The organism is Klebsiella sp. 7-CIP_Kleb. (genome assembly GCF_050378655.1).
Taxonomy (GTDB): Bacteria; Pseudomonadota; Gammaproteobacteria; order Enterobacterales; family Enterobacteriaceae; genus Klebsiella; species Klebsiella quasipneumoniae.
Genome location: NZ_JBNRLJ010000001.1, coordinates 658,715 through 679,726, shown reverse-complemented (window position 1 = coordinate 679,726; position 21,012 = coordinate 658,715). Strand labels below are relative to the sequence as shown.

Genomic DNA, 21,012 nt, shown 5'->3' with positions numbered 1-21,012 from the left:
TGTCTGAATCAAGGAGTTTGCCTTCATGCTGCATGCAGAGCGACTGACCTGCATCGTTGACGATCGACCGCTGTTTGCGGAGCTGACGCTGTCCCTTGCTGCCGGTGAGCTGCTGCAGGTCGCCGGTGATAACGGCGCGGGGAAAACCTCGCTGCTGCGGATCCTCTGCGGCCTGGCGCGCCCGGAAAGCGGCGGGGTGAGCTGGCAGGGCCAGCCGCTGGCGAAGGTCCGGGAGTCATTTCATCGTCAGCTGCTGTGGCTGGGCCATAAGCCCGGCGTCAACGCGGCGCTGACCGCCGATGAAAACCTGCGTTTCTTCTTTCCGGCCAGCCGCCTTCAGCAGCGGGAACGCGCCCTCGCCGCCGTCGGCCTGGCGGGCTATGAAGATCTCCCCTTGAGCCAGCTCTCCGCCGGGCAGCAGCGCCGGGTGGCGCTGACCCGCCTGTGGTTAACCGACGCGCCGCTGTGGATCCTCGATGAGCCGTTCACCGCCCTCGACGCCACGGCGATGGAAACCCTGACCCGACGCCTGGAGCAGCACGCCCGGCAGGGGGGAAGCGCGATCCTCACTACCCACCAGCCGCTGCGGCCGCTGCGCTGCCCGTTGTGCACCCTGCGCCTCGGCGGCGGCGACGGGAGGTGGCAATGATGCGGGCGCTGTTGGCCCGGGAACTGCGCCTGGCGTGGCGCAGCGGGGCGGAGATCCTCAATCCGCTCTGGTTCTTTCTGATCGTCATCACCCTGTTTCCGTTCGGCGTCGGCGCCGCGCCGCAGCTGCTGGCGCAGATTGCGCCGGGCGTGGTATGGGTCGCCGCGCTGCTGGCGGCGCTGCTGGTGATGGATCGGTTGTTTCGTGACGACTGGCAGGACGGCTCCCTGGAGCAGCTGTTGCTTCTGCCGACGCCGCTGGTGGCGGTGGTGCTGGTGAAGGTGGTCGCCCACTGGATGATGAGCGGCCTGCCGCTGCTGATCGTCTCTCCGCTGGCGGCGCTGCTGCTGGGGATGAGCGTGCATGACGCCGGCGTGCTGGCGCTGACCTTGCTGCTCGGCACCCCGACGCTCAGTTTTCTTGGCGCGGTGGGGGTTGGCCTGACCGTCGGCCTGAAGCGCGGCGGCGTCCTGCTGAGCCTGCTGGTGCTGCCGCTGGCGGTGCCGCTGCTGATTTTCGCCACCGCGGCCTGCCAGGCCGCCGCCGCCGGGCTCCCGGTCGGCGGCTATCTGGCGATGCTGGCGGCGTTCTTAACCGCCAGCGCCACCCTGTGTCCGTTCGCCACCGCCGCCGCGCTGCGGCTAACCGTGCAATAATTCGCTGCGCCTGCGGGCGCGGCCATCATAACCGTGTGAGTAAGCGTCTATGTGGAAAGCGTTACATCAACTGGCGATCCCCGAGCGGCTGTACCGCCTGTGCGGATGCTGGATCCCCTGGCTGGCGGCGTTGAGCGCGCTGTTGCTGGTCATCGGCCTGGGATGGGGATTTGGCTTCGCCCCGGCGGACTATCAGCAGGGGGAGAGCTACCGGATCATGTATCTTCACGTCCCGGCGGCGATGTGGTCGATGGGGCTTTACCTGGCGATGGCCGTCGCGGCCTTCGTCGGGGTGGTCTGGCAGATCAAAATGGCCGACCTGGCGATCGCCGCCCTGGCACCGGTGGGGGCGATCTGCACCCTGGTGGCGCTGGTCAGCGGCGCGGCGTGGGGCAAGCCAATGTGGGGGACCTGGTGGATCTGGGACGCCCGCCTGACCTCGGAGCTGGTGCTGCTGTTTCTGTATGCCGGGGTCATCGCCCTGTGGCACGCCTTTGACGACCGGCGGCTGGCCGGGCGCGCGGCGGGGATCCTCGTGCTGGTCGGGGTGGTCAATCTGCCCATCATTCATTACTCGGTCTACTGGTGGAATACCCTGCACCAGGGTTCGACCAACCTGCAGCAAACCATCGACCCGAGCATGCGTCTGCCGCTGCGGATCTGTATCTTTGCCTTCCTCACGCTGTCGGTCACCCTGACCCTGATGCGCCTGCGTAACCTGATCCTGCAGCTGGAGCGTCGTCGACCGTGGGTGGTGGCGCTGGCTAACAAAGGAGCCGTCCGATGAGCCCCGCTTTTTCTTCGTTCGCCGCCTTCCTGAATATGGGCGGCTATGCCCTGTACGTCTGGCTGGCGGTGGCGGTGGCCGTCGCCGCCTTTGGCCTGCTGACGGTGCACACCCTGTGGGCGCGGCGGGCGCTATTCCATGAGGTGCGACGCCAGCAGGCGCGCGAGCGGCGGATCGCGGCTGCCCGCGAACATGACAAGGAGGCCGCGGATGCAAGCGCGTCGTAAAACCCGGCTGTATATCGTGCTGGCGGTGCTCGCCGGACTTGGGCTCACTGTCAGCCTGACGCTGTACGCCCTGAGCAGCAATATCGATCTGTTTTACACCCCGGGGGAAATTATCTACGGCAAAACGGAAACCCGGGCGCTACCTCATACCGGGCAGCGCCTGCGAGTGGGGAGCTACGTTCAGCCGGGCTCCCTGCAGCGCGACCCGCAAACCCTCGACGTGCGCTTTAAGCTGTATGACGCCCGCGGGGTGGTGGACGTCAGCTATAAGGGCATTCTGCCGGACCTGTTTCGTGAAGGGCAGGGCGTGGTGGCCCAGGGCGTACTGGACGGCGAGCGGCATATTACCGCCCAGCAGGTGCTGGCCAAACATGATGAAAATTACACCCCGCCGGAGGTGAAAAACGCCATGACGCCGGCGAAAACGGAGGCGCAGCCATGATGCCGGAGCTGGGCAACTTTTTACTGTGTCTGGCGGCGGGGCTGGCGCTGCTCCTGAGCGTCTATCCCCTGTGGGGCGCGGCGCGGCAGGACCGCCGGCTGATGGCCCTGGCCCGGCCGCTGGCCTGCGGGCTGTTCGCCTGTATCGGCGGCGCTTTCCTGCTGCTGGTGCACGCCTTCGTGGTCAACGACTTTACCGTCCGCTACGTGGCGGAAAACTCCAACAGCGCGCTGCCGGTGTGGTATCGGGTGGCGGCGACCTGGGGGGCGCATGAGGGCTCGCTGCTGCTGTGGGTTCTGCTGCTCAGCGTCTGGACCTTCGCCGTCGCCCTCTTCAGCCGACGGATGCCGCTCGACGCCGTCGCCCGGGTGCTGGCGGTGATGGGGATGATCGCCTTGGGGTTCCTGCTGTTTATCCTCTTTACCTCCAACCCGTTCAGCCGCGGCCTGCCGCAGTACCCCATTGATGGCCGCGACCTTAATCCGCTGCTGCAGGATATCGGCATGATTTTCCATCCGCCGATCCTCTATATGGGGTACGTCGGCTTCTCGGTGGCTTTCGCCTTCGCCATCGCCTCGCTGCTGGCGGGCCGGCTGGATACTGCCTGGGCGCGCTGGTCGCGTCCCTGGACCCAGGCGGCATGGATGTTCCTCACCCTCGGCATCGTGCTGGGCTCGGCGTGGGCCTATTACGAACTGGGCTGGGGCGGCTGGTGGTTCTGGGACCCGGTGGAAAACGCCTCGTTTATGCCGTGGCTGGTTGGAACCGCGCTGCTGCACTCCCTGGCGGTGACCGAGAAGCGGGGCAGCTTCCGCGCCTGGACGGTGCTGCTGGCCATCGCCGCCTTCTCCCTGTGCCTGCTGGGCACCTTCCTGGTGCGCTCCGGGGTGCTGGTCTCGGTGCATGCCTTCGCCTCGGATCCATCGCGCGGGCTGTTTATCCTGGCGTTGCTGATTGTCGCCATCGGCGGGTCGCTGCTGCTGTACGCCCTGAAGGGCGGCCGGGTGCGGGCGCGGGTGGAACATACCCTGTGGTCGCGCGAGTCGTTCCTGCTTGGCAACAATATTTTGCTGATGGCCGCGATGCTGGTGGTGCTCCTCGGAACGCTGCTGCCGCTGGTGCATAAAGAGCTGGGCCTCGGCAGCATCTCCATCGGCGAGCCGTTCTTTAACACCATGTTCACCGCCCTGATGGCGCCGTTTGCGCTGCTGCTGGGGCTGGGGCCGCTGATCCGCTGGCGGCGCGATGACATCGCCAGGCAGATTAAGCGCCTGATTATCGCCCTGGTTGTGACGTTGTCACTTTCTCTGGCGCTGCCGTGGCTCCTGCAGGATCGTATCACCGCCATGGCGGTCATTGGCCTGATGATGGCCCTGTGGGTGCTGATCTTCGCCCTGCTGGAGGTTCACGAACGGGCCACTCATCGCCACGGCTTCTGGCGCGGCCTGCGGACGCTGACCCGCAGCCAGTGGGGGATGGTGCTCGGTCACGTCGGCGTGGCGGTGACCGTTATCGGCATCACTTTTAGCCAGAACTACAGCGTGGAGCGCGATGTACGGATGCGCCCCGGCGACAGTATCGATATCCACCGCTATCACTTTGTGTTTAACGGCGTGCGCAATATCGTCGGCCCCAACTGGACCGGCGGCGAAGGCATTATCGCCGTGACCCATAGCGGACGCCCGGAAGCGACGCTGTATGCCGAGAAACGCTTTTACACCGCCAGCCGGATGATGATGACCGAGGCGGCGATCAGCGGCGGGCTGACCCGCGATCTGTACGCCGCGCTGGGGGAAGAGCTGAGCGACGGCAGCTGGGCGGTACGTCTGTACTACAAACCGTTCGTTCGCTGGATCTGGTACGGCGGGGTGCTGATGGCCCTCGGCGGTCTGTGCTGCATGCTCGACCCGCGCTATCGGATGCGTAAGAAGCTGCAGGAGGCCTCATGAACCGGAAGCTGCTGTTTATCCCGCTGGCGCTGTTTCTGGCGCTGGCCGCTGCGCTGTTCTGGCAGCTGATGCGCAACGCCGATGGCGACGACCCGACGACCCTTGAGTCGGCGCTGATTGGCAAACCGCTGCCGGAGTTTCGCCTTGAAGCGCTGAATACCCCCGGTCAGACGCTGGACCGGCGGACGCTGATTGACGGCAAGCCGCTGCTGCTCAACGTCTGGGCCACCTGGTGCCCAACCTGTCGCGCCGAGCATCAGTTTCTCAACGGCCTGGCGCAGCAGGGCGTGCGGGTGGTGGGGATGAACTACAAAGACGATCGCCAGAAGGCGATGAGCTGGCTGCAGCGCCTGGGTAATCCGTACAGGCTGAGCCTGTACGACGGCAACGGCATGCTCGGCCTGGATCTGGGGGTTTATGGCGCGCCGGAGACGTTTCTCATCGACGGTCAGGGCATCATCCGCTGGCGGCACGCCGGCGACCTGAACGAACGGGTGTGGCGCGAGGTGCTCCAGCCGCTGTGGAATCAATACAACCGGGGGGCGGGCTGATGAGAGGGGTAATGGGCATCCTGCTGGCGCTGATGCTGACCGGCCAGGCGTGGGCCGCCATCGATACCTGGCAGTTTAAGGATGAGGCCCAGGAGCAGGCCTTTCGCGAGATCACCTCCCAGCTGCGCTGCCCGAAATGCCAGAACAACAGCATCGCTGACTCGAACGCGATGATTGCCGCCGATATGCGGCAGAAGGTGTACGAGCTGATGCAGCAGGGGAAAACGAAAGGGCAGATCGTTGACTATATGGTGGCCCGCTACGGCAATTTTGTCAGCTACGAGCCGCCGCTGACCGCGGGCACGGTGCTGCTGTGGATGGGGCCGGGGCTGTTCGTGCTGGCGGGCGCCGGGATGATTGTCGCCCGCGCGCGTCGTCGCGACATCCCTGACGCGGCGCTCAGCGCTGAAGAGCGCCAGCGGCTGGCGGAATTATTGAAAGAAGGAAAAGAACGATGAGCCTGTTGGTGGTTATCGCCGGGCTGTTGCTGGCTGGCGCGCTGGGACTGCTTTATTACCCATGGACGGGCAACGGGGCGGTGGACCGCGATACCCTCAACCGCGCCCTGTATCAGTCGCGCCTGCAGGAGCTGACGCAGGAGCGCGGCGAGGACAACCCGGCGCTGGTCGTCGAGCTGCAGCGCACGCTGCTGACCGATATCCCGCCCCAGGCACAGCCTGGCGAACGGCCGCTAAGCCGCTGGGCGCTGCTTCCGGGGGCGCTGCTGCTGGTAGTCCTGAGTCTGGGCCTGTATCTGAAAACCAGCGATATCGGCCAGGTGCTGCTCTGGCAGCAGGCTGAACGGCATTATCCTGCGCTGTTGCAGCAGGTTAAGGACCCGACGGCGGCGCCGCTGCGAATGGATGAGCTGGCGGAGCTGCGGCTTGGCCTGCGCAGCCACCTGCAGGATACCCCGAATGACCTCCCCGGCTGGCAGCTGCTTGGACGGCTGGGCCTGTTGTTAAACGATGGCGAGACGGCGATCGGCGCCTTTGGCCGGGCGCATGCTCTGGCGGCGGATGACCCGGCGGCGGCTTTCGATTACGCCAGCGCGCTGGTGCGGGCGGGAGATAGCGGTCAGGTTCGGATGGGCGAGCTGCTGCTGCGTGACCTGCATCAGCGGCAGCCGAACAGCCTGCCGGTGCTGGAGATGCTGGCCCTGAGCGCGGTGCGTAATGAAGATTACCCCGAAGCCGTGGCCGCCCTGCAGGCGCTGCTGGCCCGGCTGCCGGAAGGGGATGCGCGGCGCGAGGCGATCGTCCGCCAGCTGGCGCAGGCGCAGCAGCTGGCGCAGTAACTGCCCGGCGGCGCTGCGCAGGCGCGGGTCTGGGGCATGCCACCAGAAGAGTACGGGCAGCCCTGTTTTCGTAGGCCGGGTCAGGCGCAGCCGCCACCCGGCACAAAATCGGCTCCGTGCCCGCTGTCCTTGCCCGGCGGCGCTACGCTTGCGCGGGCCTACGAAGGGCGCGAATAGAGCGCCAAATCGCGGGTAGCCTTTGTAGGCCGGGTAAGCGAAGCGCCACCCGGCAACATGTTGAGCTCGGAGCCTGATATCTTCCCGGCGGCGCTGCGTTAGCGTGGGCCCGGGGATATGAGCTGACGGGAGGTCTTTGTAGGCCGGGTAAGGCGCAGCCGCCACCCGGCAACATGGCGGCCACGGTGCGATATCTTGCCCGGCGGCGGGGGAGACTGTTATCGGTTTTACAGGTTCTCAGCCCGGGCAAAGCGTTTATCACGCGTGACTTCAGCGTAGTTTGCGCTCCAGGTTAATCGTCTGCGTTATGCCTGGCATGGCGCAGGGAGCGCACAGGGGGCGGCCAGTCGCCGCCGCTCCCTGTACCCCCGGGCTCCGGCCAGCAAAATCGCCACTGCGTGGTCCCTTCGACTTATCCCTGCAGGCTTCGGGTCGGGCCGAGGCAGCGTCCGTGCAAAACACGGCCCTCAGCCCGCATCCATGCGGGCTGCCCCGGCCTTCCGGGAACGTCTCAGCGATTTTGAGGCCGCCAGCACCGGCAGTTTCAGCAAGGCGGGTGAATAAATTAACGACAGGTCGCACGAACTGTAGGCCGGGTAAGGCGTAGCCGCCACCCGGCACAAAATCGGCTCCGTGCCCGCTGTCCTTGTCCGGCGGCGCTACGCTTGCGCGGGCCTACGAAGGGCGCGAATAGAGCGCCAAATCGTGGGCAGGGTAAGGTGTAGCTGTCACCCGGCAAAAATACGGCACAAGAGCGGCCCAACAGCGTAGCCGGGATAAGGTGCCATACGCCGCCATCCGGGATTTTCTCTGCTGTCGCTATGCTCAGCCGCTTCCGTGTTGCTATTGCAGAACTTCATGTTTGCTGGTGACCAGGAACAGACCATACCCTGATGAAGTCAGTCAGGATATTTGCCGGATAAACGCCCAATAATTTACGTAGCCGGGAGCCATTCAACAATAGTTCTTGCCAACTCCCTGGGCTGTTCGAGCGGAATCATATGGCCGCAATCCCGAATAATTCTTAACGACGCAGAAGGTATGGCTTCGACCAACTCTTTTGCCTCCTTCATCGAACGGATGGCATCATCTTCACTGGCTATAACCAATGTTGGACAGCATATTGTTGCAGAAGGTATACCTTGTCTGGATAAGGATGATTGCGTGATGAAGGCTTCAAATCCCAGAGAGTATCCCATTTTCTGGATAGCTGAAATCATATCCTGATTTGATGTGTTGAGAGGGTGGAGTGACCGGGCAATAGCATAGCTGCTCAGCCCCTTAAACGTTGTGGGGGACAATGACTGCACATTTTTCCGCTTTGCTTCAGCCTCTAACGGCGTATCTTCCCGTAAGGAACTGGCAATAAGCACTAAGGACTCTACACGTTCAGGGAATTCTGCTGCCAGTTGTCGGGCAATATACCCTCCCATCGAAAAACCTATCAAAGAAAACTTCTCAGGCAGAAAAGTAATCAGATGCTGCACTACATCATGAATGGTTCGTCCTTCAGTTACAGATGCATGATGAACAATACAGTTTGACGGCAGGTATCTTTCAAATTCATGCCACAGCATTTCATTCAGCATAAACCCGGGAATTAAAACGATTTTACGCGGCTTTAAACTCATATGTCTCGCTTAAATGTATCAGTGTATTTATTGGGTTTGACAGGTCAAAAATATCTTATTAACTGCGACAATATCAAATCCCAGCCCTGGATAGGCGCTGTCTATTTCCACAGAGTCCCTTAACGTTTCTAACGTCCTCCCAGGCTTCCTCCACCATCAACAGGCAGTACTACGCCAGTAATAAAACTCGCGTCTGATGATAAAAGAAAGGCTATTGCTGAAGCCACTTCAGCAGGAGAACCAAGTCTGCCCATAGGTATTGTCGATAAAATGCGTTGTTCTGCTTCACTTCCAACAGGTCGTGTTCTATGAAAAAGCTCTGTCTCTATTGGCCCGGGAGCAATCGCGTTTGCGGTGATCCCGAATTGAGCAAGCTCTAAGGCCCAGGTTCGTGTACAACCTACCAGAGCACTTTTGGCCGCTGCGTAAGCTGTTCTGTCAGTCGCACCGAAAATAGCACGGCTACATACATTCACAATTCTTCCCCAGCCTCTGCTCTTCATGTTGCTAACCAGCGCTTGTGTTATCTGAACTGCCACCCGTACATTGATATCCATAACATTCAGGAACGTTTGAATATCAATGTTTCCCAATTGTTGAGGTAAGGCCACACCTACATTATTTACGATGCCGTGAATTTCATGATTTTCGGTAATTTTTAATAAAACTACGCGAGTTTCATCAGCACTACTCAGGTCGGCCGTATATAAAACCCCCGGAAAGCCGGCATCAACATGACGGGCAATACCCACAACAAGGTGACCCTGTCCTGATAATTTGTCACTGAGCGCTCTTCCTATCCCTCTGGTTGCGCCAGTAATAAGAAAAGTACGATAAGGTTCCATAGTAGAATCCTCTGTCTCATTAGGAGGGATGCGAATCAGATGATTACTGAAATCCCATTTTTGTGTTCACCGTCTATCAGACTAGCAGAATAATGACCAACTTCCGCTCCTCGCTGATGGCGGACCTTTGGCTCAGCTGGTTTGTCCGCTCTATGCCAGGAGCGGAAAGCGCTGACATGCCCAGGTACCACTCAACGCGGCGTAAGCCAGTCAGTTAGCGAGTTTTTGTAGGCCGGGTAAGGCGCAGCCGCCAACCGGCAAAAATACGGCACAAGAGCGGCCCAACAGCGTAGCCGGGATAAGGCGTCACGCATCGCTATCCGGGATTCTCCCTTCTGGCGCTATGCTCAGCCGCTTCCGTGTTAAGCTCCCAGGTGTCGCAGGAATGACTGAAGAATCTCCCCTTAGCATCAGCAGCAAGCTGCCGCTTAGGCCCCGAAGATCACTCCCTTAACGTTGCAAGCGCTGCAGATCCCGAGCATCGAAGTTAAAAAGAATTAGCTGAACGTCTTCGGCGCGGGACGCGAATCAATGCTCATCATATGTGGGTGTTAGCCGGGTCATGTTCCCTGACGAGCCGGACAGCGTAGCTGACAGCTGGCAAAGGAATCGTTGATTTAGTCGCTCAGCTCCCACTAGTCCTGATAGCGAAACGACCCCGGGAATGGATGTGGTACGAAGCGCCTGGTAAGGAGGTCAAAGGGATTGCCGCTGAAGACGCGGTATTCACTGATCATTTCATCTGGTAGCCTGTCACTCGCGCCGTTGGTAACGTGAAGATTCATGGTTAATTTTGGAATTCGGACGATTTATGCAAGCTATCAGACTATTCACCCTGATTCTGCCATTGTTCCTGGCACTCTGCGCCGGTATACCGGCCAGCGCCAGCACACCTTCAGGCAGCATTTCCTCTGCAAACACAGCAATTACCACTCATGATAAGAACGGAAACCTCCTGCCGAATGCTCTGCGGATTCAGTATGATGTTGATTCAGATGGCAGAGTTCAGAATGTTAAGATACTGGAATCGACAACGACTCCGGAGTTTGAACATAAAATCATCGAGAAAATGATGAGTAAATGGCGCTTTGAAAAGGGGAAACCGGGAATAGCTAAAAGAGTAGTCGTCATGATCCAACCCAAATCAGCCGGCGGTCCCGCGAATAAGCAGTAAGCACTTTTGAGGATTAGTTGCCTGACGCATCATCTACGCCGGTAAAGTCCCTTGGGTGCCATGAGCAGACCTTTTAAAGGCTCATAGAAAAAACAAGCGGAGTGTTCGCCTGTTAATTTTACATCCTGGCTTTAATTATGGATTATGGAATTCTATATGTTCTGAAAAGGATTTATCCATGAGTGTCCTCTTTCCACCCAGGCTGGCTCCAGGAGATGTTATTGGTGTAACCGCTCCCTCTTCTGGCGTACCTGAACATCTGCATCCCAGACTGGAACTCGCCATAAAAAACCTAAAGAAAAGAGGTTACTAGGTCCGCGAAGGACGCTGCTTACGCTCGCAGCACAAAAATAAAAGCGCCACTAAATTTTCTCGCGTTGAAGAATTAATGTCTTATCTTACTGACCCAGATATAAAAGCTGTTATGCCACCTTGGGGCGGTGATCTGGCGATGGAATTACTTGATTTGATTGATTTTGATCTGTTGTCCTGGTCTAAACCAAAATGGTTTGTGGGCTTTTCAGATCTTAGTACACTTCATTTCCCACTGACGACGATATCGGGCTGGGCTACTTTGCATGGGCCGAACCTCATGGATCTTGGCGCTCAAAAGTTAGATGCCACCACTCAGGCCGTATGGGAAATTCTGGAATCGAATCGGGGAACTGTAATCAAACAGTACTCTTCAACAGCATTTCAAGCGGATGAAAATCAATGGGGAACAGCGTCAGACGGAGGTTTCAATCTGACCCAAAAAACACAGTGGAAACGCCTTGATGGTGTTACATCTTCTCTGACATTTAGCGGGAAACTGATCGGCGGCTGCCTCGAAATAATATCCAGGTTAGCAGGTACACCATTCGGGAATGTGCCCTTGTTCAAGGCGAGCAATAGCCCTCAAGGAATAACCCTCTATTTTGAAAATGTGGAAATGGCTCCCTGTGAATTAACACGCGCATTATTTAGCTTACGATTACAGGGTTGGTTTGATAACTTAAATGGTGTTCTTATCGGCAGAAGTGCTGCACCCGACGTAAGCGACCCGACTAAACATAATTATCTGGATGCCCTTAAAGCCGCTTTTGAGAATATTGCCGTGCCCGTACTGTATGATGTTGATATTGGCCACATACCTCCTCAAATATCCCTGGTCAATGGAGCCGATGCGACGGTATTTTTCGCTGAAAATGGTAGCTGGGTAACTCAGCAGTTGTAGATAAGGCATTATTAATAATAAAGGCGGGCCTTGCTGTTCTTTTGCACTGAAGATCCGCTCTTCGTTCAGAGCGGATCTTCAGTGCAGTTAACTTTTCCGATTCGTGCAAGGCGCGGACAATGGTCCGGATTAATTTCTGTTAATAAAGAAGCATGTCGGTCCATATACTCTCCATAATTTGCAAAAAATAAATCAACAAACCTCTGTCAGAATTTCCTTTCTGAACCGGAGGTGTTATGAACAAAATAAACTATCAAATCAAATACATTGAATATTTGTTGAGAAAATGCAGAACAATTTTGACTAATGACATTTCATTTCATGCAGACAGGTTAAGAGAAATATCTGGCACATATCCGGATTTACTCAACCCTGTAACGCTTAATGAGAAAATTTGCCATCGCATTTTATTTATCCACAACCCATTTTATACATTGCTTGCTGATAAACTTCTGGTCAGGCAGTATGTTGAGAAACGGACTAATTTAATTAAGCTTATTCCTTTAGTAGGTGTTTATAACAGAGTTGATGATATTGATTTCGACAAACTTCCCTCAAAATTTGTTTTGAAATGCAATCATGATAGTGGTAGTGCGGTCATATGCACGGATAAAACGAATATTGATCCCGCTAAGGTTAAAAGCAAATTAAAACTATCTCTTAAAAAGAATATGTATTATACGACCAGAGAATGGCAGTATAAAAACATACCACCCGTGATCCTATGCGAAATGTATCTGGATCTATTTTCCAGTAAACACCGAAATATAACTCCGGAAATGATAAGAATACATTGCTTTCACGGTGTGGCATGTTTTATCGAGGCCGACTTTACTGACAGCGATGGAAACGAATTCATTAACGTTTATGACAGAGCGTGGAATTTACAACCCTTTCAGATGGAGTACCCAAACACGCCATTGCCGGTTGATGAACCCGAATCATTTCATAAATCCGTTATTGCCGCCCAGGACTTAGCAAAAGAAATAGACTACTGCCGCGTCGATCTTATGCTAAAAGGAGATGATATCTATTTCAGCGAAATAACATTAAGTCCCAAAAGAGGCAAACTTAAAATCACCCCATCAATTTGGGACGCAAAACTCGGCAGTATGTGGGATCTGTCTGTTGCTAAAACAGGTTCGATCGAGCCTGTGTATTCATGCCCTTAAACAGGCCATGAGAGTTTGAAAAGTGAGCCATTTTCTGGTGTTAAACTATAGCTAACGTCTCCGCCGTGGGCGCACATAATGGCTTTAACTACCGACAACCCTAAACCACAGCCCTCTGGATTAATATTTTTGGCGTATTCTCCTCGCTGAAAAGGCTGGAATAAGGACTTCTGGAATTCTTCAGGAATTCCAGGTCCTTTGTCCTGAACGATAATAAAATTATCGTTTCCTGTAATACCATTTTTTATTAAGAGCGTTTGTGATGTGGAATATTTCAAGGCATTATCAAAAAGAACGGTGAGGCACTGAATAATGCGTAAGGGATCGCAAACGCAATACTGATGGTTAATCTCAGTGACAATTTTGAAATGCTTTTTATCAAAGTCCGGCCAAAAGGTATCAAGCGCATTTGAAATCGTGGCCTTGAGATCGACTTCACTCAGCATCAAGGAGTATCCTGCTCCTCCTGACGAACTCACGACGCGGAGATCCTCAATTAAGTTGGTCAGACCTTCAGTTTGTTTAAGAAGGTTTCTGAATAACGACGGTTCTGGTTCGAAAACGCCGTCAACCAGTCCCTGAAGCCTCCCACGTAAGATAGTCACCGGCGTCCGGAGTTCATGAGCAATTGCAGCATTCCATAAATTTCGCTGCGCATCCAGCGTCTGTAACTTTTCAGCCATCTCATTAAAGTCATTGACGAGCCTATTCATCTCTCCCAACTTAGAACTGCTGTTAAATGCTCTGGCACTAAGGTTCCCCCGAGAGATTTGTTTCAGGCTGTATGCAACGTCATTCAGTGGGTTGAATATTCTTGCAGACAGCTTTACGGTAAAGAAAAGTGCAACGACCAGACTGGTAATGGACGCCATCAGAATCCACATCCAGTCAAGGAATGTCATAGCATCTTCACTACCTTCGTTCATTCCACCCGGCAGGTAATAAATCAGGAAACTATAAAATAAGTAGGAACCGAGTATTGCAATGGCAATAATAACAAACGTTAACAACAACATATATGTCAAAATCTGACGGCTCAGAATTGTTTCTTTGTTCATTTTTTGTCACCCAACCGGTAGCCTAATCCTCGGATGCTTTCCGGAATGCCCCTCAATCCGGCATGTTCAAGCTTTTTCCGAAGTTTACTCATATGACTGTCTACAGTACGATCCAGCGAGTCTCCCTCAGGTAAACACGCATCGAGTAACTCTTCACGTGAACAGACTTTTCTCGGGTTTCTCGCCAGATAGGTTAAAAGTTTAAACTCAGTGGTGGTTAATACTGGCGTGGAAACCTCACCTTGCGCAGTGATTTCAACGTAAAATTCATCAGGATAAATCGTTAAAAAAGGCGTTCTTAAAGGCCGTGAATGTGTAGACTCTGCAACCGGTCTGGTTCTGCGAAGCACTGCTTCAACCCTGGCAATAACCTCAGATGGATTGAAGGGTTTTATCACATAGTCGTCAGCCCCGAGCCGTAGCCCCATCAGTTTATCAACGTCTTGATCCAGTGCTGTCACCATGATGACCGGTACATTCGTTTCCTTTCTTAACGTGGTGAGAACATTCCAGCCATCGTACACGGGCAGGTGGATGTCCAATAGCAGGAGATCAGGCTTGTTCAGACGGGTAAGATTGATTGCCTGCTCACCGTCTTCGGCTCTTAAGGTTTTCATACCTGCCTTACGTAAATAGCCTGTCAGTATGGCAGCGATGTCATCATCGTCTTCTGCGACGATAATCAGATTGTTGTTGTTCATATTTTCTTCCACAGTGCTGATGACAACATGCATTTTACCCTGAAAGCACTTTTATCGTCATGCTTAAAGCTCTTTAACTCAATTACAAGCATTAATTATCAATTTGATGTCTTTTGACAGGTATTTTTTGGAAAAGTTCATCAAGAAATTTTCTTAAAATTTTACCAGACTCACTCTCCATATTCACTACACATTTTATAAATAATTAATCAACATCGCTAAGTGATAATCTACAACCAGGTTAAGTGGTGCATGCAATATGTACTTTGTCTAAGGAGTTTTATGGTGCTGACTAAATGTTTTTTCCGGCGCGAGAATTTGATGGCCTCACTTTTATTTTGCATCGTTTCATATGGGTTGCTATCTACCTGGCTTTACCTTGTGCATTCAATTAATGAAAAAGTAGAATCCACATTACCCTCATCTTTACTGATTCGTGTTTTGATAATCATTACAGCATTATCATTTATTATTCAGAAAAAACCTGGAGTTTTTAAAAACTTCATTGCAATAACATTCGGTCTGGTTTTACTGTTTATACACACCATCATTGTATTACATCTGCTTTTGAATACTTTTCCAGATATCTATGATTTTGTTTTTTATTATGAATTTTTTTTAATGGTTTTCTTTTGCGGACTACCTTTATGTTTATGTATAAGAATGGTTTGATATTATGCAATGTCAATATGATACATAACCTCAGGAGTGAGTACACATATCCTCCATAAAACATCCATTCACGATTGACATCATCACGTTACACTTAGCACATGGATTTATGACTGCTCTGTTCTGCTGTCTCGTTTCACTTAGCTGACATAATAAACCAACTGCAGAACCCTTTACACCCAGATGTTTAATATAATTTATCATGATTTATAAAGGCGACGACAAACCTATGGCCCCCGGGGTTGCTATCTCACTTAAGAGACTTGCCTGGCGGCACAGAAAGAAATTGTGCATTACTTTCATGCTGGTTATTGCTGAAAACGTTGCATTCCTGCTCTACCCCGTTCTGGCGGGCATGGCGATAAATGCCATACTGGGCGGACAGACGTCACATGCGGCCCTTTATGGCCTGATGGTTCTGTTCATGTGGTGCATGGGAGCCGCCAGACGTAGTGTCGATACGCGAACGTTTGCACGTATCTACGCAAGTCTTGCTGTGACTGTAGTATTATCCCAGCGAAAATATTCACTTAATCACTCGACTATTGCTGCGAGAGTCACTCTGTCCCGTGAATTTGTAGATTTCTTCGAGTTGCACCTGCCCGTATTGATCACCTCGATCATTTCCCTTTTCGGCGCAGCAATTATGCTGTTATGGATTGAATTCTGGACAGGTATAGCCTGTTTGATCATCGTGGCAATACTGATGTGTTTTGTCTCAAGCTATGCCAGCAAAAATGAGTCATTCTACAGACGGCTGAATAATCGCCTTGAGAAAGAGGTCGATTATGTTAATAAGGCGTCTTTTGGTGCTCTTAAGCGACATTATGACACACTTGCCCGTCTGCGCGTGGTGTTATCCGACAGAGAGGCATGGGGATATTTATCAATAGGCCTTCTGGTTTCTGCTCTCTTTTCCATGACCATTATCAGGATGAGCATGGAATCCGGAATTAATGCCGGACATATTTATTCCGTCATGACCTATATGTGGATGTTTGCAACAAGCCTGGATGACGCACCACAACTTCTTGAGAAATTTTCCCAGCTCAGGGATATCGGTAAACGGGTTTCGACTGACGATGAGACCTCTTTATCAGGAAAACCATGCTGAACTTTTACCCTTTGTATGTTGACTGGAAGTACACCTGATGCCGCACTTTTTCATTGAGCGCCCCATCTTCGCATGGGTTATTGCCCTGTTTATTGTTCTGACGGGACTGTTGTCCATACCTCGTTTACCGGTTGCGCAATACCCTGAAGTTGCGCCACCCGGTATTATCATTTCAGTGAGTTACCCTGGAGCCAGCCCGGAAGTGATGAACACATCCGTCGTGTCTCTGATCGAGCGTGAAATTGCGAGTGTTGACAATTTACTCTATTTTGAATCTTCCAGTGACACGACAGGGATGGCGTCAATTACGGTAACTTTCAAACCCGGCACCGACATCAAACTCGCCCAGATGGATCTGCAAAACAAAATTAAAATTGTGGAATCTCGCCTGCCGCAGTCGGTAAGACAGAATGGGATAAATGTTGAGGCAGCTAATTCCGGTTTTTTAATGATGGTGGGGTTAAAATCGCCAAACGGAGACTATCAGGAAGCTGACTTAAGCGATTATTTTGCAAGGAATGTTACTGATGAACTCCGTCGCGTACCCGGTGTAGGTAAAGTCCAGCTTTTTGGCGGAGAAAAGGCACTCCGCATATGGCTGGATCCGATGAAATTACACAGCTATGGGCTCTCTGTTACGGATGTATTAAGCGCCATCAGTCAACAAAACGTGATTGTTTCACCGGGCAGAACCGGAGATGAACCCGCGACGAGCAGCCAAGAGGTGACCTATCCAATAACGGTAAAAGGGCAGCTCTCTTCGGTTGAAGAATTTCGCAATATCACGATTAAATCACAGATCTCAGCCGCCCGGGTGACACTGGCAGACGTTGCCCGCGTGGAATCCGGGTTGCAAAGTTACGCATTTGGCATCCGTGAAAATGGCGTGCCTGCAACGGCAGCCGCCATTCAGTTGTCTCCTGGCGCAAATGCGATTAGTACTGCGTCGGGTATCCGCGCGCGGTTAACAGAACTGTCCGGTGTGCTTCCCGAGGGAATGACATTCACCGTGCCTTTCGATACGGCTCCATTTGTAAAGCTATCGATATTGAAGGTAGTTGAGACATTTGTTGAAGCCATGGTTCTGGTCTTTTTCGTGATGCTGCTTTTCCTTCACAAGATACGCTGTACGCTTATTCCTGCGATTGTGGCACCCGTGGCGCTGCTCGGCACATTTACCGTAATGCTATTAAGCGGTTATTCCATCAATATTTTAACCATGTTTGGAATGATACTGGCCATCGGGATTATTGTTGACGATGCTATTGTTGTGGTGGAGAACGTCGAACGACTGATGGAAGACAAAAAAATGTCTCCACAGGATGCAACGCGAGAAGCGATGCGTGAAATTACGCCGGCAATCATTGGTATTACGCTGGTGCTCACTGCGGTGTTTATACCAATGGCCTTTGCCAGCGGTTCTGTGGGTATTATTTATCGACAGTTCAGCATTTCGATGGCGATATCCATTTTACTGTCGGCATTCCTGGCGCTGACGTTAACGCCTGCGCTTTGTGCAACCCTGCTCAAACCACATGGTATTCATCAGGGTAAAAGCAGCGTATTTTCAGCGTGGTTTAACGCTCACTTTCATCGCCTGACTTCGTTTTACGCCACTGGTCTGGGATTTGTACTGAAGCGTACCGGCCGTATGATGATGATCTACGCTGCATTATGTTTGGCATTGTTTGCCGGGCTGTCCACCTTACCATCATCATTTTTACCCGATGAAGATCAGGGTTATTTTATGTCCTCAATCCAGCTTCCTTCTGATGCCACGATGCAGCGGACGCTTAAGGTCGTCGATACATTTGAAGAGGAGATCGCCCATCGGCAGGCGGTAGAAAGTAACATTATGATCCTGGGATTTGGTTTCTCAGGTTCAGGTCAAAACTCGGCCATGGCATTTACCACCCTCAAGGACTGGAAGCAACGCAAAGGAACCACGGCACAGGAGGAAGCCGACGCTATTCAGTCACGCATGGGAAGCGTGCCGGACGCGGTGACGATGAGTCTGCTGCCTCCGGCCATTTCTGATATGGGAACCTCATCCGGGTTCACTTACTATTTACAGGACAGAGGCGGGAAAGGATATCAGGCACTCAAGAAGGCGGCCGATGAACTTATTGTGCAGGCAAATCATAATTCTCAACTTGCCGATGTCTATATTGATGGGCTTGGTGAGGGAACAAGCCTTGACCTGCATATCGACAGGGAAAAAGCGGAGGCCATGGGGGTTTCGTTTGATGAAATAAATCAAACCATCTCCGTTGCAGCAGGTTCCAATTATGTTAATGACTATACCAATAATGGTCGGGTTCAGCAGGTTATCGTCCAGGCGGATGCGCCATACCGGATGCAGCCTGAACAACTTTTGGCTTTGTCTGTCAAAAACCGTCTGGGGCAGATGCTTCCGTTATCCACTTTTGTGACGCTTTCGTGGAATGTAGCACCGCAGCAACTGATACGCTATCAGGGATATCCTGCCATACGCATAACCGGGAGTTCCGCACAGGGAAAATCGTCAGGTACCGCAATGGCGGCAATGGACAATCTGGCTGAGCACTTACCACCGGGGTTCGCCGGTGAGTGGGCGGGAAGTTCGTTACAGGAAAAAGAGTCTGCATCACAGCTTCCGGGTCTTATTGTGATCTCGGTACTGGTGGTATTCATGGTGCTGGCTGCTCTTTACGAAAGCTGGTCCATTCCCTTCGCGGTCATGCTCGTTGTTCCTCTGGGGCTGCTCGGCGCTGTGCTGGCCGTATCCGTTACAAATATGACGAATGACGTCTTTTTCAAAGTGGGTCTGATAACCCTGATTGGACTTTCCGCCAAGAATGCGATTCTGATTATCGAGTTCGCGAGACAATTGATGAAAGAAGGAAAGAGCCTTATTGACGCGACATTGACGGCTGCAAAGCTACGCTTACGGCCAATTCTGATGACTTCTCTGGCTTTCACATTAGGTGTTGTTCCGCTGATGCTTGCCAGTGGAGCCAGCGACAGCACGCAGCATGCGATTGGTACCGGTGTATTCGGCGGGATGATTAGCGGAACGCTACTAGCCATTTTCTTTGTTCCGGTATTTTTCGTGACGATCACACGATTTACAGGCATGCGAAAATACAGACTGGGGAATAGCCGGAACGGCTAATCTCTGCCCTGTGTTCCGGCCAGTTTAAAGCAGACTTCTTGCTGAACTGGCTGGCATTACATTATCAAGGACATTATGACCATCATTACCACTCAAAGATTAATCATTCGCCATTTTAAGGAAGAGGATGCGGCAGCTCTTTTCGATTACCTCTCTTCACCACGTACTCCTTGCTTTAAGGATGAAAAGTTACATTCACTCGCTGAGGCAGAGGTCGACGTGGCTAAACGAGCCTCTGACCCAACACAGTTTGCCGTTTGTCTAAATGAAACCGATACGTTAATCGGACATCTTTTTGCGGACAATAGCAACGAGCCAGACAGCAATACCTGGTCAGTAGGCTGGCATTTTAATCAACGTTTTGAACATCAGGGATATGCAAGCGAGTCAGTTGCTGCACTGTTTGATTATTTATTTAAAGTAAAAGGCGCCAGACGTTTGTATGCCTGGGTGGAAGATTATAATTACTCCTCTCAAAAATTATGCGAGCGACTACTTATGCGACGTGAAGGATGTTTTAAAGAATTTGTCTCCTTTGAAAACGAGGAGGGTAAAGCAAGGTATGACGACACATACATCTATGCGTTACTGCATAAAGAATGGATGAAGTAGAGGACGAAGAAAAATGTCCGCTCCTCGCTCATGGCGGACCTTTGGCTCAGTTAACAGTTCGCGCCGTGCCAGAAGCGGATCTCGCTTACTGCCAGGTATCAGTATTTACGGGAAGCAGATCAGCCAGGCTAGGGATATCTATTATTGAGTATTGAACTGAAATCGTATGTCTTGGATTTAAAATCGTTTGCGGGTGGGATATAGGCATTGAGCTTTTTACTGATGCTTGATACTCTCAGAGCACAAGCAGCGACCCAACACCATACTATAAAAGCCACAATAACGACGTATAGAGATTTCAAAATCTCTATACCATCACTCTGTGAAGAACCTCTGTATATCTCAGCACCGATATATAATAGCAAAGATATTAACACAAAAGGTATTATCCGCTTATGGAATTTATGAGGGTATATATTCCCGTTAGTAATTGTGTACATGCCCTGATAACGCAAGACTGCCTTCAGGGACGGAATCAACGACTGTGCATAATCGGAACTTAAGCATATGATTTTATAAGATAAATGCCAATCTCTATGCAGTCCGAACGACTGTAGGCGGAACTGCTGTTCCGCCTTTGCTAACGGATCGGAGATGGGTACAGAAGAGGTTCTAAGCCATTCGACTGCTTTTATCTGCTCGGAGGATGAGCGTGAAAAAAAGTCTCTGCGATGAAACTGAATATACTTTTTTGTAATCGCTCCAATGATAGTAAGAATGACTGCGGAAATCACTTGGTTACTAAATAGGTCCTTTATTATCGATATCATAGCTTTTCTCCTGCTTATCTAATTTCTAAAAGAGATAATATTTTATTTTTTAAAAGCTAAAAAATTTGGTTCCTCAATTTTATAGCAACTACAGTTCCTTTCAAAAGATCTCAGTCTAAAGAATACTACTTTCTCCGGCAGCAACTCCATTACCTGTG

20 protein-coding genes and 1 pseudogene are annotated in these 21,012 nt (G+C 52.4%); 16 read left to right on the top strand and 5 right to left on the bottom strand.

The genetic code is table 11. The features are described from left to right. Nucleotides 1-25: 25 nt before the first annotated feature. From ccmA to ccmI, 9 genes are read left to right on the top strand one after another with little or no spacing between them, the layout of a single operon-like run. Nucleotides 26-649 (top strand): cytochrome c biogenesis heme-transporting ATPase CcmA, encoded by a 624-nt coding sequence (gene ccmA, locus ACQUTI_RS03380; RefSeq protein ID WP_428923203.1) that lies wholly within the window; start codon nucleotides 26-28, stop codon nucleotides 647-649. Next, nucleotides 646-1,305, top strand: coding sequence for a heme exporter protein CcmB (ccmB, locus tag ACQUTI_RS03375; protein WP_017899585.1), 660 nt, complete (start codon nucleotides 646-648; stop codon nucleotides 1,303-1,305). The genes ccmA and ccmB overlap by 4 nt, the downstream gene beginning before the upstream one ends. A 49-nt stretch (nucleotides 1,306-1,354) precedes the next feature. Next, nucleotides 1,355-2,092, top strand: coding sequence for a heme ABC transporter permease (locus ACQUTI_RS03370; RefSeq protein ID WP_064183289.1), 738 nt, complete (start codon nucleotides 1,355-1,357; stop codon nucleotides 2,090-2,092). Continuing rightward, nucleotides 2,089-2,319, top strand: a complete 231-nt coding sequence (ccmD, locus tag ACQUTI_RS03365) for a heme exporter protein CcmD (protein ID WP_004203001.1) — start codon at nucleotides 2,089-2,091, stop codon at nucleotides 2,317-2,319. The genes ACQUTI_RS03370 and ccmD overlap by 4 nt, the downstream gene beginning before the upstream one ends. Beyond that, nucleotides 2,303-2,761, top strand: coding sequence for a cytochrome c maturation protein CcmE (gene ccmE, locus ACQUTI_RS03360; protein ID WP_428923202.1), 459 nt, complete (start codon nucleotides 2,303-2,305; stop codon nucleotides 2,759-2,761). Before ccmD ends, ccmE begins: the two co-directional genes overlap by 17 nt. Next, entirely contained in the window at nucleotides 2,758-4,710 is a 1,953-nt protein-coding gene (locus tag ACQUTI_RS03355) for a heme lyase CcmF/NrfE family subunit (protein WP_080935626.1), read from the top strand. The genes ccmE and ACQUTI_RS03355 overlap by 4 nt, the downstream gene beginning before the upstream one ends. Then, entirely contained in the window at nucleotides 4,707-5,261 is a 555-nt protein-coding gene (locus ACQUTI_RS03350; protein ID WP_122542580.1) for a DsbE family thiol:disulfide interchange protein, read from the top strand. The genes ACQUTI_RS03355 and ACQUTI_RS03350 overlap by 4 nt, the downstream gene beginning before the upstream one ends. 11 nt (nucleotides 5,262-5,272) lie before the next feature. Then, nucleotides 5,273-5,719 carry a cytochrome c-type biogenesis protein gene (locus tag ACQUTI_RS03345; RefSeq protein ID WP_074186545.1) on the top strand — a complete coding sequence of 149 codons (447 nt, stop codon included), beginning with the start codon at nucleotides 5,273-5,275 and terminating at the stop codon, nucleotides 5,717-5,719. Then, on the top strand, nucleotides 5,716-6,558 hold the full coding sequence (gene ccmI, locus ACQUTI_RS03340; RefSeq protein ID WP_060655968.1) for a c-type cytochrome biogenesis protein CcmI: 843 nt from the start codon (nucleotides 5,716-5,718) through the stop codon (nucleotides 6,556-6,558). The genes ACQUTI_RS03345 and ccmI overlap by 4 nt, the downstream gene beginning before the upstream one ends. Before the next feature lie 1,112 nt (nucleotides 6,559-7,670). Here the strand turns inward: ccmI and ACQUTI_RS03335 are convergent. Together ACQUTI_RS03335 and ACQUTI_RS03330 are read right to left on the bottom strand one after the other, a co-directional pair. Beyond that, entirely contained in the window at nucleotides 7,671-8,366 is a 696-nt protein-coding gene (locus ACQUTI_RS03335; RefSeq protein ID WP_017899579.1) for an alpha/beta fold hydrolase, read from the bottom strand. Nucleotides 8,367-8,494: 128 nt separating this feature from the next. Further along, nucleotides 8,495-9,211 carry an SDR family oxidoreductase gene (locus tag ACQUTI_RS03330; protein ID WP_017899578.1) on the bottom strand — a complete coding sequence of 239 codons (717 nt, stop codon included), beginning with the start codon at nucleotides 9,209-9,211 and terminating at the stop codon, nucleotides 8,495-8,497. Between the two features lie 811 nt (nucleotides 9,212-10,022). Between ACQUTI_RS03330 and ACQUTI_RS03325 the strand changes: the two genes are divergently transcribed. From ACQUTI_RS03325 to ACQUTI_RS03315, 3 genes and pseudogenes are all read left to right on the top strand, one after another. After that, nucleotides 10,023-10,385, top strand: a complete 363-nt coding sequence (locus ACQUTI_RS03325) for a TonB family protein (RefSeq protein ID WP_023318491.1) — start codon at nucleotides 10,023-10,025, stop codon at nucleotides 10,383-10,385. A gap of 178 nt (nucleotides 10,386-10,563) precedes the next feature. Then, nucleotides 10,564-11,601 (top strand): annotated as a pseudogene (locus ACQUTI_RS03320) (S66 family peptidase). Nucleotides 11,602-11,837: 236 nt separating this feature from the next. Next, nucleotides 11,838-12,773 (top strand): ATP-grasp fold amidoligase family protein, encoded by a 936-nt coding sequence (locus tag ACQUTI_RS03315; RefSeq protein ID WP_043519874.1) that lies wholly within the window; start codon nucleotides 11,838-11,840, stop codon nucleotides 12,771-12,773. Here ACQUTI_RS03315 and ccrB read toward each other — a convergent pair. Together ccrB and ACQUTI_RS03305 are read right to left on the bottom strand one after the other, a co-directional pair. Then, entirely contained in the window at nucleotides 12,770-13,831 is a 1,062-nt protein-coding gene (ccrB, locus tag ACQUTI_RS03310) for a HAMP domain-containing histidine kinase CrrB (RefSeq protein WP_043519876.1), read from the bottom strand. The two genes, ACQUTI_RS03315 and ccrB, sit on opposite strands and share 4 nt — an antisense overlap. Beyond that, nucleotides 13,828-14,532: a response regulator gene (locus tag ACQUTI_RS03305; RefSeq protein ID WP_032431070.1), complete on the bottom strand. Its 705-nt coding sequence runs from the start codon at nucleotides 14,530-14,532 to the stop codon at nucleotides 13,828-13,830. The genes ccrB and ACQUTI_RS03305 overlap by 4 nt, the downstream gene beginning before the upstream one ends. A gap of 282 nt (nucleotides 14,533-14,814) precedes the next feature. Between ACQUTI_RS03305 and ACQUTI_RS03300 the strand changes: the two genes are divergently transcribed. The 4 genes from ACQUTI_RS03300 to ACQUTI_RS03285 all read left to right on the top strand — a co-directional run bounded on the left by ACQUTI_RS03300 (nucleotide 14,815) and on the right by ACQUTI_RS03285 (nucleotide 20,084). Beyond that, the gene (locus ACQUTI_RS03300; RefSeq protein WP_004184323.1) at nucleotides 14,815-15,204 is read left to right on the top strand and encodes a transporter; all 390 of its coding nucleotides are present in this window, start codon (nucleotides 14,815-14,817) and stop codon (nucleotides 15,202-15,204) included. Nucleotides 15,205-15,433: 229 nt separating this feature from the next. Beyond that, nucleotides 15,434-16,318, top strand: coding sequence for an ABC transporter six-transmembrane domain-containing protein (locus ACQUTI_RS03295; RefSeq protein ID WP_049093749.1), 885 nt, complete (start codon nucleotides 15,434-15,436; stop codon nucleotides 16,316-16,318). Nucleotides 16,319-16,355: 37 nt separating this feature from the next. After that, nucleotides 16,356-19,472 (top strand): multidrug efflux RND transporter permease subunit KexD, encoded by a 3,117-nt coding sequence (kexD, locus tag ACQUTI_RS03290; RefSeq protein ID WP_122543653.1) that lies wholly within the window; start codon nucleotides 16,356-16,358, stop codon nucleotides 19,470-19,472. A gap of 75 nt (nucleotides 19,473-19,547) precedes the next feature. After that, nucleotides 19,548-20,084 carry a GNAT family N-acetyltransferase gene (locus tag ACQUTI_RS03285; protein WP_023318484.1) on the top strand — a complete coding sequence of 179 codons (537 nt, stop codon included), beginning with the start codon at nucleotides 19,548-19,550 and terminating at the stop codon, nucleotides 20,082-20,084. A gap of 128 nt (nucleotides 20,085-20,212) precedes the next feature. On the opposite strand, the gene ACQUTI_RS03280 is transcribed toward ACQUTI_RS03285, so the two are convergent. After that, nucleotides 20,213-20,854: a hypothetical protein gene (locus ACQUTI_RS03280; protein ID WP_122542788.1), complete on the bottom strand. Its 642-nt coding sequence runs from the start codon at nucleotides 20,852-20,854 to the stop codon at nucleotides 20,213-20,215. Between the last annotated feature and the right edge of the window lie 158 nt (nucleotides 20,855-21,012).

Coding starts and splice junctions, on each gene's coding strand:
- ccmA (WP_428923203.1), top strand. CDS start 26: ATGCTGCATGCAGAGCGACTGACCTGCATCGTTGACGATCGACCGCTG.
- ccmB (WP_017899585.1), top strand. CDS start 646: ATGATGCGGGCGCTGTTGGCCCGGGAACTGCGCCTGGCGTGGCGCAGC.
- ACQUTI_RS03370 (WP_064183289.1), top strand. CDS start 1,355: ATGTGGAAAGCGTTACATCAACTGGCGATCCCCGAGCGGCTGTACCGC.
- ccmD (WP_004203001.1), top strand. CDS start 2,089: ATGAGCCCCGCTTTTTCTTCGTTCGCCGCCTTCCTGAATATGGGCGGC.
- ccmE (WP_428923202.1), top strand. CDS start 2,303: ATGCAAGCGCGTCGTAAAACCCGGCTGTATATCGTGCTGGCGGTGCTC.
- ACQUTI_RS03355 (WP_080935626.1), top strand. CDS start 2,758: ATGATGCCGGAGCTGGGCAACTTTTTACTGTGTCTGGCGGCGGGGCTG.
- ACQUTI_RS03350 (WP_122542580.1), top strand. CDS start 4,707: ATGAACCGGAAGCTGCTGTTTATCCCGCTGGCGCTGTTTCTGGCGCTG.
- ACQUTI_RS03345 (WP_074186545.1), top strand. CDS start 5,273: ATGGGCATCCTGCTGGCGCTGATGCTGACCGGCCAGGCGTGGGCCGCC.
- ccmI (WP_060655968.1), top strand. CDS start 5,716: ATGAGCCTGTTGGTGGTTATCGCCGGGCTGTTGCTGGCTGGCGCGCTG.
- ACQUTI_RS03335 (WP_017899579.1), bottom strand. CDS start 8,366: ATGAGTTTAAAGCCGCGTAAAATCGTTTTAATTCCCGGGTTTATGCTG.
- ACQUTI_RS03330 (WP_017899578.1), bottom strand. CDS start 9,211: ATGGAACCTTATCGTACTTTTCTTATTACTGGCGCAACCAGAGGGATA.
- ACQUTI_RS03325 (WP_023318491.1), top strand. CDS start 10,023: ATGCAAGCTATCAGACTATTCACCCTGATTCTGCCATTGTTCCTGGCA.
- ACQUTI_RS03315 (WP_043519874.1), top strand. CDS start 11,838: ATGAACAAAATAAACTATCAAATCAAATACATTGAATATTTGTTGAGA.
- ccrB (WP_043519876.1), bottom strand. CDS start 13,831: ATGAACAAAGAAACAATTCTGAGCCGTCAGATTTTGACATATATGTTG.
- ACQUTI_RS03305 (WP_032431070.1), bottom strand. CDS start 14,532: ATGAACAACAACAATCTGATTATCGTCGCAGAAGACGATGATGACATC.
- ACQUTI_RS03300 (WP_004184323.1), top strand. CDS start 14,815: ATGGTGCTGACTAAATGTTTTTTCCGGCGCGAGAATTTGATGGCCTCA.
- ACQUTI_RS03295 (WP_049093749.1), top strand. CDS start 15,434: ATGGCCCCCGGGGTTGCTATCTCACTTAAGAGACTTGCCTGGCGGCAC.
- kexD (WP_122543653.1), top strand. CDS start 16,356: ATGCCGCACTTTTTCATTGAGCGCCCCATCTTCGCATGGGTTATTGCC.
- ACQUTI_RS03285 (WP_023318484.1), top strand. CDS start 19,548: ATGACCATCATTACCACTCAAAGATTAATCATTCGCCATTTTAAGGAA.
- ACQUTI_RS03280 (WP_122542788.1), bottom strand. CDS start 20,854: ATGATATCGATAATAAAGGACCTATTTAGTAACCAAGTGATTTCCGCA.